Genomic DNA, 16,537 nt, shown 5'->3' with positions numbered 1-16,537 from the left:
GTATCGGATCACAAGCCATAATTATGAACAACGTCAAAACTCTAGTTATCTTGTCTTTGCCCCTGATCCTGAGCGGTTGTTTTGAAAACCGCAACAACACCGACAAACTGTGTGCGGACAATCCGGGGCTGCGCTGCGAACTGCTTAATATCGATGACGGCCAGTGCCGTGTCCCGCGCACGGATCTGATTTGGCAGCGTTTTGAAGTACTGAAAAAACCCAGCGTCGACAATAAAATTCACGAGTACCAACTGGTCAGTGAATACCGTAAATGCCTCGAACTGGCCGCGCAGATTCTGCCTATCGACCAAACCGAACTGAAACAAAAACGCTTTTCCGCCCTGATGCACAGTGGCGATGAACAACAACGTCTGGTGGATGAACTGCACCAGATGCGTACTCCGCAATCCCTCTATTTTCTCTGGAGCCAGATCGGCGATAATCAGGCGCGACGCGAGTTTTTGCAGATGGAAGGTAAGCCTGAACTGGATACCGCAGAAATGCAGTACGCTCTAGCCACCTTCTACACCAGCCGGGATCGCGAGAAAACTATCCAACTACTTAACCGCGCTCTGGAACTCAGCCAGGGACAAGCAGTGAATACCGAGATCTTTAAATCTTTGGCCAGCACCTATCAGGTACTGAACGACAAAGAGCACGCTTATGTGTGGGCCATGGTGGGTAAAGAGTATGGCGTCCCTCTGGCTTCGAAAGCAGAGCTGGACTTGTTGTATGGATTTGATGACGAGAAGTTTGAACGGCTGGAGAATGTCGCGGCTGAAGTTGTCAGTGCAATTAAAGCCGGCCAGTTCTCCAGCCATATGGTTCCTAATTCATTAGAATAAATTCCTAACTCATTGGAATAATGTAACCTTTTAACATCTCATTGCGCAGAATGGCGTCGGTTAGTTACTTTTGTTGAAAATTAACGACACTGAGTTAACACAGTAACGCTCCCCGGTCGTCTTCGGCCCATCGGGGAAAACATGCCCCAAATGGCTGTCACAGGCTGCACAACGAATCTCAGTTCTGCTCATTCCGTGACTATGATCATCTAAATATCGGATAGCACCGTCATGCGCAGGCGCATCAAAACTCGGCCAGCCACAGCCAGAATCGTATTTGTTCTCTGAGTGAAACAGTGCGGCTTCACAGCAGGTACAGTTATACAGACCGGTGTCCTTATTGTGCAGTAACTTACCGCTGAATGGCGGCTCGGTTCCCTGCATTCGGCATACGTAATACTGCTCCTCGTTCAGGCGCTCACGCCAGTATTCATCAGGCTTCTCGACGGTTTCAACTGTTGGATTCACGTTATTTTTCTTCCTTATACACTACCTAGTTATGTGCTTTTTTAGATAAAAACTTGCGCGTGGCGCGCTTTGTGGCACATACTTTCTCACCATAACATGGCGCGCTTTCTATTGGTAAGCGACCAACGATAATTTAGGGATTTTACATCAATTTGGTAGAGGACTCGCAGAGTCCAGTGTAAAAAATAGTCATTTGCAACCTAATGTTAAAAAAAGCGGTGCTTTTTTTTGACTTTAAACAAGTTAAGTCGGATTATCTGTTGCAGATGTTTACTGGATTTTGTAATTTTACTACCAGTTATCTTTAATCAGAAATTAAGTTGTGGAGCAACTATAATGACTATCAAAGTAGGTATTAACGGTTTTGGCCGTATTGGCCGTTTCGTTTTCCGTGCAGCACAAGAACGTAATGACATCGAAGTGGTAGGTATCAACGACCTGATCGACGTAGATTACATGGCATACATGCTGAAGTACGACTCAACTCACGGCCGTTTCAACGGTACTGTTGAAGTTGAAGGTGGTAACCTGATCGTAAACGGCAAAACTGTACGTGTAACTGCAGAACGCAACCCAGAAGACCTGAAATGGGACGCAATCGGTGTTGATGTAGTTGCTGAAGCAACGGGTCTTTTCCTGACTGACGAGACTGCACGTAAGCACATCACTGCTGGTGCGAAGAAAGTTGTTCTGACTGGCCCTTCTAAAGACGCAACTCCAATGTTCGTTAACGGCGTAAACTTCGACACTTACGCAGGTCAAGACATCGTTTCTAACGCTTCTTGTACTACTAACTGTCTTGCACCTATCGCTAAAGTACTGAACGACAAGTTCGGTATCGAATCAGGTCTGATGACTACTGTTCACGCAACTACTGCAACTCAGAAAACTGTTGACGGTCCTTCTGCGAAAGACTGGCGCGGTGGTCGTGGTGCTTCTCAGAACATCATCCCATCTTCAACTGGCGCGGCTAAAGCAGTAGGCGTTGTACTTCCAGAAGTAAACGGCAAACTGACTGGTATGGCTTTCCGCGTACCAACTGCTAACGTTTCTGTAGTTGACCTGACTGTTAACCTGGTTAACGGTGCTTCTTACGAAGACATCTGTAAAGCGATGAAAGAAGCTTCTGAAGGCGAACTGAAAGGCGTTCTTGGTTACACTGAAGACCAAGTTGTTTCTCAAGACTTCATCGGCGAAACTTGCACTTCAGTATTCGATGCTAAAGCTGGTATCGCACTGACTGATAAATTCGTTAAAGTTGTATCTTGGTACGACAACGAAATCGGTTACTCAAACAAAGTTCTTGACCTGATCGCTCACATCTCTAAGTAATGTAAGCATTAGCGATAAGCTTGTCTTTGCAAGATAAGACGTGAAGAAAGGCGGCTCTCGAGTCGCCTTTTTTGTCTCTGATTTTTGCCGATATAGCCGCATATTGCGTGATTGATGCGCTAATCTGTATCAAGCAAAACACTAATCTATATCAATCAAGACACTAAATTACATCAATTAGTACGCTGAGTTATACCAATTGATACACCAAGCGATGAGCCGTTGTGCACTGTGCGCAGCCAATGACCTTGCGAGCCTATGACCTTACAGTTCGCCAAATTCAGGAGCGTTACTTATGGATTTACACTCTCTGCCTGCCCTTACTGTCCTTTCCGATTGCGTGACCATTGTCGAACATGACCAGGTAAAAATGGTGCGTATCATCCACGATAAAGCCTCTGCCGCTGTTGCGCTGCACGGCGGTCACGTGGTCTCTTTCCAACCGGCAGGTCAGGCTGACCTGATTTGGATGAGTGACGCGGCTCTGTTTGACGGCAAGGCCGCATTACGGGGCGGGATCCCGGTGTGCTGGCCCTGGTTTGGCCGTCTGGCAACGCCGGCCCACGGATTTGCCCGAACCAGTGAATGGCAGCTGATCGAACATCGTGAAAATGAGCAGGGTGTCATCCTAGTCCTTGGTTTGCATGACAGCGAAACCACTCAGGCTATCTGGCCCTACCAATTCGATTTACGCCTTGAAGTCGAAGTCGCTGAGCAGCTTAAAGTCAGCCTGCAAGTCACCAACCAGGACGAAAAGGCCTGGACCTTCTCGGGCGCCCTGCACAGCTACCTGAATGTCGGCGATGTGCGTCAGGTGCAAACCACAGGTATGGGTAGTGAATATATCGACAGCCTGCAAGATGCCAAAGTATGTCAGGGCGGAAATACTCTGGTCCTGACCGATACCATTGACCGGGTTTATACCCAGCCGGCAGCGCAGATTGAAGTGCAGGATCCGCTGTTGGGCCGCTCTTTAGTGGTGGAAAACAGTGGCCACAACTCTGCGGTTCTGTGGAATCCGTGGGCACAAGGCGCTGCTGCCATGGCCGATATGACGGATGATGGCTACCAGACCATGCTGTGTGTCGAATCCGCCCTGCACTCACCTTGCCTGTCCGCAGGCCACACTCTGCAGCCTGGCGAAAGCCATACGCTCACGACCGCGATTTCAGCCCGCTAAAGCGCTGCCGTTTCAGAGCACAGACTCTTGCTCAGAGTCTGTTAACAAGAGCTAAGGACAGTCTGCACTGTCCTTTTTTATTGCCCGCTTGTTCAGGTCATTAACGCTTAAATTATCCCAATCATTCCGGCCGGAATTGGTATAGAATGAGCGCTTTGATTTTTTTAGCCGAGATGACCATGTCTTATCAGTGTCCCCTTTGTCAGCACTCTTTGCAGCTAACCGACCGTACTTACACCTGTGATAACCGCCATCAGTTCGATATGGCGAAAGAGGGCTATGTCAACCTCATGCCGGTTCAGCACAAGCGTTCCAAAGATCCGGGTGACAACAAGGAGATGATGCAGGCAAGACGCCGTTTTCTCGAAGCCGGACATTACCATCCGATGCGTGCGGAAGTCGCGCGTTTATGCGCCGAAGCTCTGCAAGGCAGCGAACACCAACTGCTCGACATCGGTTGCGGCGAAGGTTACTACACAACATTTGTGGCCGAGGCACTGCTTGCCCAGTCATCGCAAGCCCAAGTACACGGCCTGGATATCTCTAAAATAGCGATTCGTTACGCAGCCAAGCGCTACCACAACTGCCAGTTCGTGGTTGCCTCCAGTCACCGACTGCCGTTTGCAGACCAGTCTCTGGACGCAATTGTGCGTATTTACGCCCCTTGCAAAACTGAAGAGCTGCAACGCTGCGTGAAAGACAACGGCGTAGTCATCACCGTAACCCCGGCAGGCCGCCACCTGTACCAGTTTAAGCAAGGCATCTATCAGGACGTGCGCCTGCATGAAGAAGAGCCGGAGCAGATCGATGGCTTTGTGCTGGAAACCCAGCAAAAGCTTAATTATCCGATGACGCTTGATGGCGAGCAGGCCTTTGATCTGCTGCAAATGACACCGTTTGCCTGGCGCGCCAGTGAAGCATTCAAAGCAGAAGTGAAATCAGCGACGCAGTTCGAGTGTGAAGCCGACTTTATGATTCGCGTCTACCGGAAAACAAATTCCTAATTCACCGCACTGGGCCCGTGCTCCGGCAGTACTATTCATTGACTCTGGAAACATGGCACCTTGACTTCAGCAGTAGCAGCGCAGGACATGCTCTCCATCTCAGCTTCACGTGGTGCGTTTGCAATTCCTTGCCGACTCACTCACCATGCAGTGAACCTAAACGGAGAGTTTGCGATGCGCGCTATTATTTACTGGCTGAGCAGTATGATATTGCTGGGCTGTACCTCGACCCGGCCTGTCCAGCATTTTTATGATTACCAACTGGCCACGCCGCACGGCAAGCCTCTCACCCTGACGCCACTTCCCGCAACCTTGGCAGCCGCCGAAGTGATACTGGTCGGCGAATGGCACACCCACCCCGGCATCCATCGTTTCCAGACGGATTTGTTATATCATCTGCTGCAACAAAAACGACCGGTTGCTCTGTCGATGGAACAATTTGATCGCTCCGCTCAACCGACCCTTAATCAGTATCTGCGTGGTGACATCGGCGAACAATACCTCATCAAACAAACGAAAGCCTGGCCGAATTACCAAAGTGACTATCGTCCTCTGGTCGAGCTGGCCAAACAGTATCAGGCTCCGGTCATCGCCGCCAATGCGCCGCAAGATATTGTGCGCTGTATCGGGCGGCAAGGCCCCGAATACGTTGATCGTCTGGACAGCAAGCAGAGAACCTGGATCGCTCGCGAGGCAGATAGCTCTGATTCACCTTATAAACAGCGCTTTATGGCCTCGATGCACCATGGTACAGAGCAGCAAAACGAACGTCAGTTTGCCGCGCAAATCACCTGGGATGAAACCATGGCAGAGAGTATCAGCGATTATCTGCTTACCCATCCCGGACATCAGGTCATGCATATTGCCGGACTGTTTCACACTCAAGAGGGGCTAGGTATTGCCGCGGCACTACAGCGCCGCCTGCCGGATATCCATATCCTCATTATCACCCCAGTGAGCGAGATAACAGCCGACCACAGCGACTATCAGCTGCAGGTGTTAGCGCCACCCGTACGCTATATCCAGCCAGAGCATCAACGCCAGGCATTTCAAGCCTTAGCCCAACGTAACGATGATCTGCAGTGTAACCCTTAAGGCTCACCTTAGATGAAGTCACGGCCTCTGGCGTGTCTCTCTCGTGGTTAAGGCACATTCTTTGCTTATTGAAGTCATCATGACCCCTGCGACAATCTGAGAAAAAAGTGCAAAAGTTTTTCCTCGCCCTGTCGATATTATGACTGTAGCAAGATTAAGGAGAGATGTATGAATCTAGTAGGTGTAGGCACAGCGCAGCTGCACACTACTCAGACGGTGAAATCTCAGGCTCCGGTAAACACCGAAACCAAGGCTGAAAACCAGTCAGCCGCACCGCTCAAGGTAGAACAAAATAAAGTGACTTTGTCTGATGAAGGTAAAGCCTTGCTGGCTGCTCTGAAAGATATCGAACAGGGTGAAAAGCCGGACATCAAAGACAAATCGCTTGGCGACAAAGTCGAGTCTTTCACTTACGGGGCTCTGGGCATGGACCGTCCCGACGATGTGAAGAAAGATGATGATTCGTCCTACTCGGCAGGGAAATATCTTTCTGCAGCGGCCACAGTTGGCAGCTTGCTTCTTTTACTGGCATAAAGAGAAATTGACTCGCATAACTCGTGATTGGCGTAACGGGCAGGAGTATGGAGAACTGACTCCATCATTTACTCCGCCCTAATCGCCAGTGGCTGAGCATACACTTCAGTCAACAGCGCAAAAAACTGCTCAGGATGCCCCGCGATCCAGGTCATCGCCGCTTGCGGTTGAATCAGCAGCGGCATCCGTGCGTGATAATCACGACACTCCAGATTCGCTGACGTTGTTAAGGTCACCAAACGTTGGCCATTCTCCAGCGCAATACCCGCCATGTAGAGCACATCATCGTGCCTGGAAGCAAAGTGAAACTTGTGTTTTTTGCCCTGTTCTTCACGCCATTCATACCACCCCGAGCAAGGTACAACCACCCGGTGCTGTTCAAATGCTGCGGCAAACGTTGCTTTCACCGCCACCGTTTCAGCCTGAGCATTGATAATCAGCGATTTGGCCCAGTAAGGCTGAGTACCCCAGATCAAGTCAAGTTGACCGACTTCGCCATGACTTACAGCCACCGTCGCTACGGTTTGCGTCGGTCGCAGATCATGATTTGTTCTGGCGGTAAAACGGATGCCGAACATCTCACTAACCAGTCGGTTGAGCGGATCATCGATAACATTCAATCGGCCACACATATGTTTGTCTCTTTATGATGCCAATAGTAAGTGTAGAAGAAAATAGTGCAAAGAATGAGGTCGTGAAATAACAGCCTGGGCAATTCATGCCCGCTAGCACTATTTTAAAATAACGGAAAAACTCATCCCCCCTAACGGAAAATTTATTTCCGTACGGTAAAAAGGCCAGAAAAATGCACGCAAACCAATAAGAACAACAGACACTAATTAAGAAACACCTTAATTAAATATACACACCTTGAAAACCAAATAACTAATTAACAACAATAAAAACAAGCCCAAAAATTAAACAAAACAGCGTAATTTACCGTACTGTAAATGGTAAATATATTGGTTATAGACAACAGATGTATTATTAACATTATCAGTAATAAGTCATGAAATGATTACATTACTTCGTAAATCCACTGCATAAATGATTAATCAATAATTAAAATATTCATTATCCGGAAGTAATGTAACGATTATATAATAAAACTAAATTAAGACATGGACATTATTATTCATGTAATCTAATTTGCGCACTTCAACAAACCAAGGAGTATTATAATGAAATCTTTTTCTAAAGTTGCAAAATTAACGTTGGTTGGTGCTGCGTTGGCTATTCTTGCTGGTTGTACTGGTACCACTTACAACAAAGAGAAAAACTGCTCAGAAGATTACCTAATCCACCCTGCGATTTCTATCCCTTCAGTAATCGGAGCTTGTGACTCAGTTAATAAATAACTGTCACTACATGCTGATTTTGCAAAAACCCGCTCTCAAGGCGGGTTTTTCTGTTTACTGCTCCTTGCCCACTCAATATGCCCGACCAGCGCCTCCGCTTTCCACGCTTTGATCCTCGCTCCTGCGCGTGACCACAGCCAAGGTACACTTGATCCCATCACACCACTCTTATATTTTACCTCTCTGACCCTTCAACCAGCCTGACTATCCGCTTGATTGGCGCCGGACAGGTCTACTCAGGATAAAAATCATGCACATCAACGCCGACTTTGCTCTGCCTGTATTCATCACCCCCCAACAATATCAATGGGTATTGTCGACCCAATCCGGCGTCGAGCGCATGATGCTGGACAGAATCGGAGCGGAAAAAGCCCGCGCCACCAGCATAGTAAAATACGCACCGGAATCTGTCTTTCCGCAACATGCCCATCCCGGCGGAGAAGAAATTCTGGTTCTGAGCGGTACCTTTTCTGATCAGAGCGGAGATTATCCGGCGGGGTGGTACCTGAGAAACCCACCCGGTACCGCGCACAGTCCGCATAGCAAATCAGGGGCAACCATCTTTGTAAAACTATGGCAAATGGGTGCCGCAGACACTGAGACGGTAAGTATCAATACACACGATGAGCAGAACTGGCAGCAGCACACGGACCGACAGATCTGTCCGTTATACAGCAACGGTAACGAGACGGTGAGCGTGCAAAAAATCACTGCACAGCAACCTATTTTCACTGCGCCGGGCGCTGCCGCCGAACTTTTGATCCTGCAAGGAAGTATCGACAACGCCGGTAAGCAGTATGCTGCGGGCAGTTGGATCCGACTGCCCGCAGGAGAGTACCCGCCACTCAAGTCAGGCCCCGATGGCGTTACCCTTTATTTGAAACGTGGTGATTTCCCCAACATTGATTTTGACGCTGAATAGCAACTACCTGACCCACTTAATACCTACGCACTTAGTATGGGCTATTTAAATCAGCCGAGTCAGGTTAGCCCACCGTATGTAAATAAAGATTGTGCAAACAAAGATTACGTAAACCGATTGCTAAATTTAAGTGGTCTAATTTGATCGGTATCATCACAGGCGTAAACTTTTTCTGTACACAAATAGTAAAGTGTATAACTAAAACTCAGGCAATTGACTTAATCTATTGCCAATATAAATTATAAAAAACCTCTCATAACCCTACGTTATGTCTCCGTTATCATTGTGTTTTTAACGTTTCTGCAACCGGCTTACGCCTTGTCGGATTCAGCGAATATCTTTGATTGCGGTCAGCTAATAAGCAGACTCTGCTACACTTATTATTGCTATATCAATAACGATTCATCGGGTAAATAATTTCTTGCAGGTTTCATCTGCTGTTGCAGAAATCAATGTTCCCAAAACCGTCTATCTAGTGACACCGCTCTCAATGGCTTGGTTCTGTCAATCCATTGCGTGATTCAATTTTGTCCGGAGATGACAAAAACCGTCTATTGATACAGCAAAAATAGTTCAGCACTTCATCATTATTATTCTAAAAAACATTTAAATGTTAGGAATCAATGGAAGCTATGAATAAAAAATCTCCCCACCTGGAGACATCGGCTCAACAGATGTCACGCAGGAACATACTCAAAGGGGTGGCGTCAATCGGCTTGCTTTCGCTTGTTGCTCCGCTGCCTCTGAGCGTACTGGCTCAGGAATCGGCCTCCGTCGATCCTATTGCTTTGTTCACTCTTGTGTCAGAACGACTGACTCAGCATCAGAACCTGCCTCCCATCCTCTCTGAACGTTTCTTTCAGGCACTGCAGGCGCGTAACCCAGATTTTGAAGCCCATCTGAAATTATTGGTTAAAGAGATGGCGCAAATCGAGACTCGCTTGCTGGCGACTACGCTGTCGCCTTCGGCGCAGCAAACCGCCAAGTCCATCATTTCAGCCTGGTATACCGGTATTGTCGGTGCCGGACTTGATGCTCAGGTCATCACGTACCGCCACGCGCTGCAATTTAATGCCGTCGATGATGTCCTGGAGATCCGTTCTTACTGCCCTAACAAGCCCGGATTCTGGGCCGCTAAACCAATCGAGAGGAAAGCATAATGACCACCACCCAACAAGCAGATGTCGTCGTTGTAGGTTCAGGCGTTGCGGGCGGACTGGTCGCGCACCAACTGGCGCTGGCCGGTAAATCCGTCATCATTCTCGAAGCCGGTCCGCGTTACTCGCGTGGCGAAATTGTCGAACGTTTCCGTAACCAGCCGAACAAAATGGACTTCATGGCGCCGTACCCGTCAACGCCCTATGCGCCTCATCCGGAATTTAATCCGGACAACGGCTATCTGGTACAAAAGGGTGAGCAGGCCTATGACGCGCAGTATATTCGTGCGGTCGGCGGTACGACCTGGCACTGGGCCGGTTCGGCATGGCGTTTTATCCCGTCCGACTTCAAACTGAAATCGATTTACGGTGTTGGTCGTGACTGGCCACTGGAATACAAAGACCTTGAACTATGGTATCAGCGCGCCGAAGAAGAGCTTGGCGTCTGGGGGCCAGCGGATGAAGAACTGGGGTCACCGCGCTCCAAGCCGTATCCGATGGCCCCGCTGCCAATTTCTTACAACGAAAAAGTGATTAAAGATCGTCTCAATGACAATGGATTTTATGTCGTCACTGAGCCGGTCGCGCGTAACAGTCGCCCGTACGACAACCGCCCGACGTGCTGCGGTAACAACAACTGTATGCCGATCTGTCCGATTGGTGCGATGTACAACGGCATTACCCACGTTGAGAAAGCCGAAGCCGCCGGTGCCAAGCTGATCGATAAAGCGGTGGTGTACAAGATTGAAAAAGGTGCCGACAACCGTATTGTTGCCGTGCATTACAAGACCCCGGACGGTGAATCGGTCAAAGTCGAAGGGAAATACTTCGTTCTGGCCGCCAACGGAATCGAAACACCCAAACTAATGCTGATGTCCGATGTGGGTAACAGCTCAGACATGGTTGGCCGTAACCTGATGGACCACCCGGGCACCGGTATCCGCTTCTTCGCTGACGAGAAATTATGGCCAGGTCGCGGCGCGCAGGAGATGACCTCAATCATTGGCTGGCGTGACGGTGATTTCCGCTCTGAATACGCGGGTAAGAAAATTCACCTGTCGAACCTGTCTCGTACTGATCAGATGACGCAGGAAATTCTGGCGCAGGATCGTCTGATCCTGGGTAACGTGCTGGATAATGAGATCCGTGATAAAGCCGCTCGATACGTCCAGTTCGACAGCTTCCACGAACTGCTGCCGCATCCGGAAAACCGCATTGTCGCCAGCAGTTCAAAAGACGCAATGGGCATTGCCAAACCTGAGTTCTACTACGCGATTGATGACTACGTTAAACGCAGTGCGGTTCACACCCGTGAAGCTTACACTAAGATTGCTCAGCTGATGGGGGGCACTGAGATCCAGTACAGCGACGACTTCTCGAACAACCAGCACATTTGTGGCACCGTTATCATGGGTGACAACCCGAAAGACAGTGTGGTGGATAAAGACTGCCGAACTCACGATCACGATAACCTGTTTATCGCCAGTTCCGGCACCATGCCAACCGTGGGCACCGTCAACTGTACCCTGACTATCGCCGCATTGTCGCTGCGTATTGCAGCCACGCTGAACAAGGAGGTGTAAGCCATGACACTGAAACGGTTAATCCTGTCAGTAATTGCACTGGCTGTCATCGTCTTTGGCCTGATTGTCACTGGTATCTGGGGGCCAAACGGTCACAATCCGGCACCGGAGCAACAAGTACAAACCACGCAAACGCCGCCAGGCATGAGCCGGGGTGAATACGTGGCGAAAATGTCTGACTGTACGGCCTGTCATACCACCGAGAAAGACAAACCTTTCGCCGGCGGTCTGGGCATGCCACTGCCAATCGGTACACTGTATTCGACTAATATTACCCCAGATAAAGAAACCGGTATTGGCAATTATTCGCTCGACGACTTCAAGCGCGTGCTGCGTGAAGGGGTGCGTAAAGATGGCGGTCACCTGTATCCGGCCATGCCGTATACCGAGTACACCAAGCTGTCCGACAACGACATCGCAGCCATGTACGATTACTTTATGAACTCGGTGCAACCGGTCAAACAAGCCAACCGTCCGAATGATATTCCTGCGCTGCTGTCGATGCGCTGGCCACTGGCTATCTGGAACTGGATGTTCCACGAGCAAGGCGCTTACCAGACGCAGCAGGACAAAGGAGCAGAGTGGAACCGTGGCGCTTACCTGGTGCAAGGTTCAACCCACTGTGGTACCTGTCACACTCCGCGCGGCGTCGCGATGCAGACCACGGCCAATGATGAAATCGAAACCGGCTTCCTGTCAGGCGCTGATCTGGCCGGCTGGCATGCATTCAATATCAGCAATGATAACGCCAATGGTCTGGGTGACTGGAGCAATGACGAGATTGTCCAGTATCTGAAAACCGGTTCAGTGGCAGGCAAGGCTCAGGCGGCAGGTCCGATGGCTGAAGCGGTGGAAAACAGCTTCCGTTTCCTGACGGATGATGATCTCAATGCCATCGCAGTTTACCTGCGCTCAGTACCGGGCGTGTCTGAGGGCAGCACATCACGTTATGCACAGGGCGAAGCGGTGGCTCAGGATCTGCAACTGCGCGGTCTGCCAATCGAAACCACGCGTGAGGAGATGCCAGGAGAATACCTCTACATGGCCAACTGCAGCACCTGTCACGATGCGGACGGCAGCGGCTCTCCGGATGGTTACTACCCGTCGGTGTACCACAACAGCGTGGTGGGTAGCGAGAAAAGCGGCAACCTGATCCAGGTCGTACTGCACGGCGTGAAACGCGATACCAATGACGGTGAAGTGTTTATGCCCGCCTTCGGCCAGCATCTGTCTGATGACCAAATCGCCACTCTGGTTAACTTCCTGACCGATACTTATGGTCAGGGCAACGCTCAGGTTGAGCCACAAGATGTCGCCGAACTGCGCGCCACTGCCGAGTAAGTGCTCAGTCAGTGAAAAGCAAGTAAGTGATGAGGGAGCAGGTGTCTGCTCCCTTTTTTGTTAGCGTGGATTGACAGCAATGATGTCGCGCAATCAGTCTCTTATTTGACTGCCCTCAATCTTTGGAAATTGACTCTTCGGCCTGCGCCTCTTCCAGCCAGCGGTACAAGGTCCGGCGTGTCACGCCGAGGATCTGTGCCGCCTGCGCTTTGTTACCCTGGGTCTTTTTCATCACGTAGTGCACATAGTCTTGCTGCAGCGACAACAGTGGCGGCATGGCCTCAGACGATAAGCCCTCAAATACATTTTTCAACGCAGAGTCCTGCGACTGGCGCATACGTTGCGGCAGATGTTCCGGCATGATCTCTTCACCATCACAAAATACCGCGGCACGTTCTATCGCGTTTTGCAGCTCGCGCACATTACCGGGAAAACCGTAATTGAGCAGGAGTCGCCATGCCGCCTGACTGAGTTGATGTGCCTGCGTTTTACCCTTTTGCTGTTGCTGAGTCATAAAGTAACGGGTGAGCAGTGCAATGTCATCGCCGCGCTGACGGAGCGGTGGTACCTGCAGGGTGAAGGTTTCCAGCCGGAAAAACAGGTCTTCACGGAACTGATTCTCAGCCACCATGGCTTCCGGATCTCGGTGGGTAGCAGCGATAATGCGCACATCAACCGCCACTTCTTTATCACTGCCGACCGGACGCACCGTGCCTTCCTGTAATACCCGCAGCAGTTTCGCTTGCAGCGCGAGCGGCATTTCACCAATTTCATCCAAGAGTAGCGTACCGCCCTGCGCTTCGCGCAGCAGGCCCTGCCGGGACTTGCCCGCACCGGTATACGCCCCGGCCGCATGTCCGAAAAACTCGCTTTCTAACAGCTCATTGGGAATACCGGCACAGTTCACTGCCAGAAACGGCCCTTGCTTGCGCTCACTCTGCTGATGAATCGCTTTTGCCACCAGCTCTTTACCGGTGCCACTCTCACCCAGCACCAGCACCGGACTGTCAGCCCGCGCAACCTGTTCTATACTTTTGAACAGACTTTGCATCACAGTACTTTCACCCAATATGCCGTGAAAACGGCGTCCGCCGATACTTTCTTTTAACTGACGATGCTCTAGTAAGCGGCGTACCGTTAGCAGGCAGTGGTCCATATCAAACGGTTTGGTCAGAAAGTCGTCCGCCCCGGCTTTAAGCGCCTGCACGGCCTGGTCGACCGAACCAAACGCCGTGATGAGCAACATCGCCGGCGCATTGTTCATCGCCTTCACCACAGGCAGCAGAGTGATACCGTTACGCCCCGGCAGACGTAAATCAGAAATCACCAAATCAACATTGGTCGTGGCCAGAAGTGGCTCGGCGGCTTCTACACAATCGACCACCGTAACCTGATAGCCTTCGGCTTCGAGCTCTTCACACAACAATTCCGCCAGATCGGCATCATCTTCCACTAATAAAATATTCATGCTTTCACTTCCTCAGGAAAACGCAGTGACACTTGCAGACCGCCCGTCTGAGCATGGCTTAAACGCAACTCACCGTGATGATCGCTCACGATATTATGCACAATCGCCAAGCCTAACCCTGTGCCCTGCCCTTTGGGTTTGGTGGTAAAAAACGGCTCCAGCAGTCGCTGTGGATCGAGTTCAGCGTCAATACCAGCGCCATCATCCCACACCGACAGAGACCAGCTATCCGCATCGCTTTGATAACTCACGCCGACCTGAGAAACGGCCGCCTGACAGGCATTGCGCAATAAGTTCACCAACAACAGCTCAAAGCGGGCCGGATCGACCGTGACGCTGACCTCAGGCGGGATATCCACTGTAATTTTCGGAGGCACAGATGCCAGTTCATGTTTGATTGAATCCACCGCAGCCTGCACCGATTCACGCAGCTCAATCGCTTCACGCTGTGCACCGCTGCGTGAAAAATCCAGCAGTTGATGGACAATGCGGGTCAGGCGCTGCACCTGGCCACGAATGGCACTGAGTTCATGTTGTGCAGACTCTTGCTGATGATGCCGGCTAAGACGACGTGCCCGGCCATCAATCACATTGAGCGGCGCGCCGAGTTCATGCGCGATACCACTGACTAAACGCCCCAAAGCCGCCATCCGTTCCTGACGTTCCAGCTGCTGGTTTAGGGTTGCTTCCTGTTGGCGGTGTGCGGCAATCGCCTGCTGAGCCTGTTCGATATCATCCAGCATCTGGTTAAACGCCTCGGCAATCGTGCCCAGCTCAGTGGCACTCGATTGCGGCGCCCGCACTCCCAGCTGTCCGCGGCCCACATCCGCCATGACGTTGGTTAAGTTCGCCACCTGGCGGCCGACCGCCTGCCGATAGCCGAGCAGTACAATACCCAGCGTCAGCAACCCCACTACACCCCAGCAGCCCCACGCCCAGAAAATGATGCGGTCCATGGTGGCAGAGAAATCACTGGCGCGGCGAGTCACTTCCACCATGCTGGAGATTTTGCCGGTTTCATCGGTCACCGGCACAAAATGGGAAAACACCCGGCGACCGGCCTGATGCTGGTAGGCATCGCCATCCTGACCAACGCGCACCAACTGTTCAGCCAACGGGTTATCGGTACTGTCTTCCTGGCCGGCAATACCGGCTGCTGCGATACGCTGACCATCTTCGTTATAAACCGACGCGCCATACACCTGCCCGAGAGAAAACACCGCATCCAGCGTACGCCGAACCGTGGCTAAATCCCCCTGGTTAATCGCTTCACCGATGGGCACCCGGATCGCGCGCGCGATCAATTTAATGTCATCTTTGAGCTTACGCGTCTGCTGCTCAGCCATGTAATGAGTACCAATTCCTATCGAGGCTCCGGATAGCGCCCATAACGGCACAAACACCAACAGCAATATGCGCATGGTTAAGGTCATGCGATACTTTTTCTTCACAAGTGCCTCCGTACCCGTCTTTATTCAACTCAATCTCCCTTACGGTGACTGTCTCTTAAGGTCACTTTCTTCAGGAAAACCGCTGTTCAGGGGGCAGGATGCCCATAATTTGCTGAGTCGATGCATTTACTTCGGGCCCCTGTTTGTCCCCGCTCACCCGCTTCACGCGAGTGTATACTTTTGTCACAACCGACAGATTCAACCGTATCACAAGGACACATTACGGCTCACAATACGCAGGTCAAATTCATGTCAAAACTACAATTAATTCAATATAAACAAATAGATAATTTTAGATTTAAAAAGTTGGCAAGGTTCTCGCAATAGTTAGAGCGAATCACATAAAACGGAAGGAAGTTCTATTATGCGCAAACTAACCATGACCGCCCTGATGACTGCAATGCTAGCCTCTGTCACTGCCACCTCGGCATTTGCTGCCCAAGAGGGACAGACACAGCAGCAACAACAGCAAGCTGCTGCACCGCAGCAAGCTCAACCGATTGAAGTTAACGACGAGCAACTGGAGCAGTTTGCCGAGGCTCAGGCATCCGTCAATGAGATCCGTGTTGACGCGATGACCAAACTGAAAAACAGTGAAGATCCAAAAGAAGCACAAGAGATTCAGCAGCAAGCCAACCAGGAAATGGTTGATGCCGTGCAGGACACCGGTTTGTCCGTAGAAGATTACAACCTGATCGCGCGTGCCGTGCAGAACGACACTTCACTGCAATCGCGCTTACAGCAGATGAGCGAAGGTTAATGACCCATTGGCCGATATAAACAAGGGAGCCGCGCGGCT

Annotated in this window: 16 protein-coding genes; 12 read left to right on the top strand and 4 right to left on the bottom strand. The window is 50.7% G+C overall.

The window, feature by feature from the left end; genetic code table 11:
• Positions 1-23 precede the first annotated feature (23 nt).
• A complete protein-coding gene (locus tag J0X00_RS16890) occupies positions 24-845 on the top strand; it encodes a DUF2989 domain-containing protein (protein ID WP_218563330.1) in 822 nt (273 codons plus the stop codon).
• A gap of 60 nt (positions 846-905) precedes the next feature.
• Here J0X00_RS16890 and msrB read toward each other — a convergent pair whose 3' ends face one another.
• Positions 906-1,313 (bottom strand): peptide-methionine (R)-S-oxide reductase MsrB, encoded by a 408-nt coding sequence (gene msrB / locus J0X00_RS16885; protein ID WP_136484303.1) that lies wholly within the window; start codon positions 1,311-1,313, stop codon positions 906-908.
• A 336-nt stretch (positions 1,314-1,649) separates the two neighbouring features.
• Here msrB and gap point away from each other — a divergent pair, with 336 nt between their 5' ends.
• The 5 genes from gap to J0X00_RS16860 all read left to right on the top strand — a co-directional run bounded on the left by gap (position 1,650) and on the right by J0X00_RS16860 (position 6,458).
• Positions 1,650-2,645: a type I glyceraldehyde-3-phosphate dehydrogenase gene (gap, locus tag J0X00_RS16880; RefSeq protein WP_282477273.1), complete on the top strand. Its 996-nt coding sequence runs from the start codon at positions 1,650-1,652 to the stop codon at positions 2,643-2,645.
• A 295-nt stretch (positions 2,646-2,940) separates the two neighbouring features.
• A complete protein-coding gene (locus J0X00_RS16875) occupies positions 2,941-3,825 on the top strand; it encodes a D-hexose-6-phosphate mutarotase (protein ID WP_136484305.1) in 885 nt (294 codons plus the stop codon).
• A 179-nt stretch (positions 3,826-4,004) separates the two neighbouring features.
• Complete coding sequence (gene rlmA, locus J0X00_RS16870) at positions 4,005-4,829, top strand: 23S rRNA (guanine(745)-N(1))-methyltransferase (RefSeq protein WP_282478313.1); 825 nt, start codon at positions 4,005-4,007, stop codon at positions 4,827-4,829.
• 174 nt (positions 4,830-5,003) lie between these two features.
• The gene (locus tag J0X00_RS16865) at positions 5,004-5,924 is read left to right on the top strand and encodes a ChaN family lipoprotein (RefSeq protein WP_282477272.1); all 921 of its coding nucleotides are present in this window, start codon (positions 5,004-5,006) and stop codon (positions 5,922-5,924) included.
• 168 nt (positions 5,925-6,092) lie between these two features.
• Positions 6,093-6,458, top strand: coding sequence for a hypothetical protein (locus J0X00_RS16860; RefSeq protein WP_282477271.1), 366 nt, complete (start codon positions 6,093-6,095; stop codon positions 6,456-6,458).
• Positions 6,459-6,526: 68 nt separating this feature from the next.
• Here the strand turns inward: J0X00_RS16860 and J0X00_RS16855 are convergent, their stop codons facing one another.
• Positions 6,527-7,090, bottom strand: a complete 564-nt coding sequence (locus J0X00_RS16855; RefSeq protein ID WP_282477270.1) for an SOS response-associated peptidase family protein — start codon at positions 7,088-7,090, stop codon at positions 6,527-6,529.
• Between the two features lie 549 nt (positions 7,091-7,639).
• Between J0X00_RS16855 and J0X00_RS16850 the strand changes: the two genes are divergently transcribed.
• The 5 genes from J0X00_RS16850 to J0X00_RS16830 all read left to right on the top strand — a co-directional run bounded on the left by J0X00_RS16850 (position 7,640) and on the right by J0X00_RS16830 (position 12,819).
• Positions 7,640-7,816, top strand: coding sequence for a DUF4223 family protein (locus J0X00_RS16850; protein WP_136484310.1), 177 nt, complete (start codon positions 7,640-7,642; stop codon positions 7,814-7,816).
• A 250-nt stretch (positions 7,817-8,066) separates the two neighbouring features.
• Entirely contained in the window at positions 8,067-8,738 is a 672-nt protein-coding gene (locus tag J0X00_RS16845; RefSeq protein ID WP_282477269.1) for a cupin domain-containing protein, read from the top strand.
• A 632-nt stretch (positions 8,739-9,370) separates the two neighbouring features.
• The gene (locus J0X00_RS16840; RefSeq protein WP_282477268.1) at positions 9,371-9,898 is read left to right on the top strand and encodes a sugar dehydrogenase complex small subunit; all 528 of its coding nucleotides are present in this window, start codon (positions 9,371-9,373) and stop codon (positions 9,896-9,898) included.
• The gene (locus J0X00_RS16835) at positions 9,898-11,478 is read left to right on the top strand and encodes a GMC family oxidoreductase (protein WP_282477267.1); all 1,581 of its coding nucleotides are present in this window, start codon (positions 9,898-9,900) and stop codon (positions 11,476-11,478) included. The genes J0X00_RS16840 and J0X00_RS16835 overlap by 1 nt, the downstream gene beginning before the upstream one ends.
• A gap of 3 nt (positions 11,479-11,481) precedes the next feature.
• Positions 11,482-12,819, top strand: a complete 1,338-nt coding sequence (locus J0X00_RS16830) for a cytochrome c (RefSeq protein ID WP_282477266.1) — start codon at positions 11,482-11,484, stop codon at positions 12,817-12,819.
• Positions 12,820-12,934: 115 nt separating this feature from the next.
• Here the strand turns inward: J0X00_RS16830 and J0X00_RS16825 are convergent, their stop codons facing one another.
• Both J0X00_RS16825 and J0X00_RS16820 read right to left on the bottom strand, forming a co-directional pair.
• Complete coding sequence (locus tag J0X00_RS16825; protein ID WP_282477265.1) at positions 12,935-14,287, bottom strand: sigma-54 dependent transcriptional regulator; 1,353 nt, start codon at positions 14,285-14,287, stop codon at positions 12,935-12,937.
• Positions 14,284-15,738 carry a HAMP domain-containing sensor histidine kinase gene (locus tag J0X00_RS16820; RefSeq protein WP_282477264.1) on the bottom strand — a complete coding sequence of 485 codons (1,455 nt, stop codon included), beginning with the start codon at positions 15,736-15,738 and terminating at the stop codon, positions 14,284-14,286. The genes J0X00_RS16825 and J0X00_RS16820 overlap by 4 nt, the downstream gene beginning before the upstream one ends.
• A gap of 364 nt (positions 15,739-16,102) precedes the next feature.
• Between J0X00_RS16820 and J0X00_RS16815 the strand changes: the two genes are divergently transcribed.
• Positions 16,103-16,498, top strand: coding sequence for a DUF4168 domain-containing protein (locus J0X00_RS16815; protein WP_282477263.1), 396 nt, complete (start codon positions 16,103-16,105; stop codon positions 16,496-16,498).
• The last annotated feature ends 39 nt before the right edge of the window (positions 16,499-16,537 follow it).

The organism is Vibrio sp. ABG19, assembly GCF_029962385.1.
Taxonomy (GTDB): domain Bacteria; phylum Pseudomonadota; class Gammaproteobacteria; order Enterobacterales; family Vibrionaceae; genus Vibrio; species Vibrio ostreae.
The sequence above is the reverse complement of the archived record's forward strand: the minus strand, read 5'-3'. Positions and strand labels throughout refer to the sequence as shown.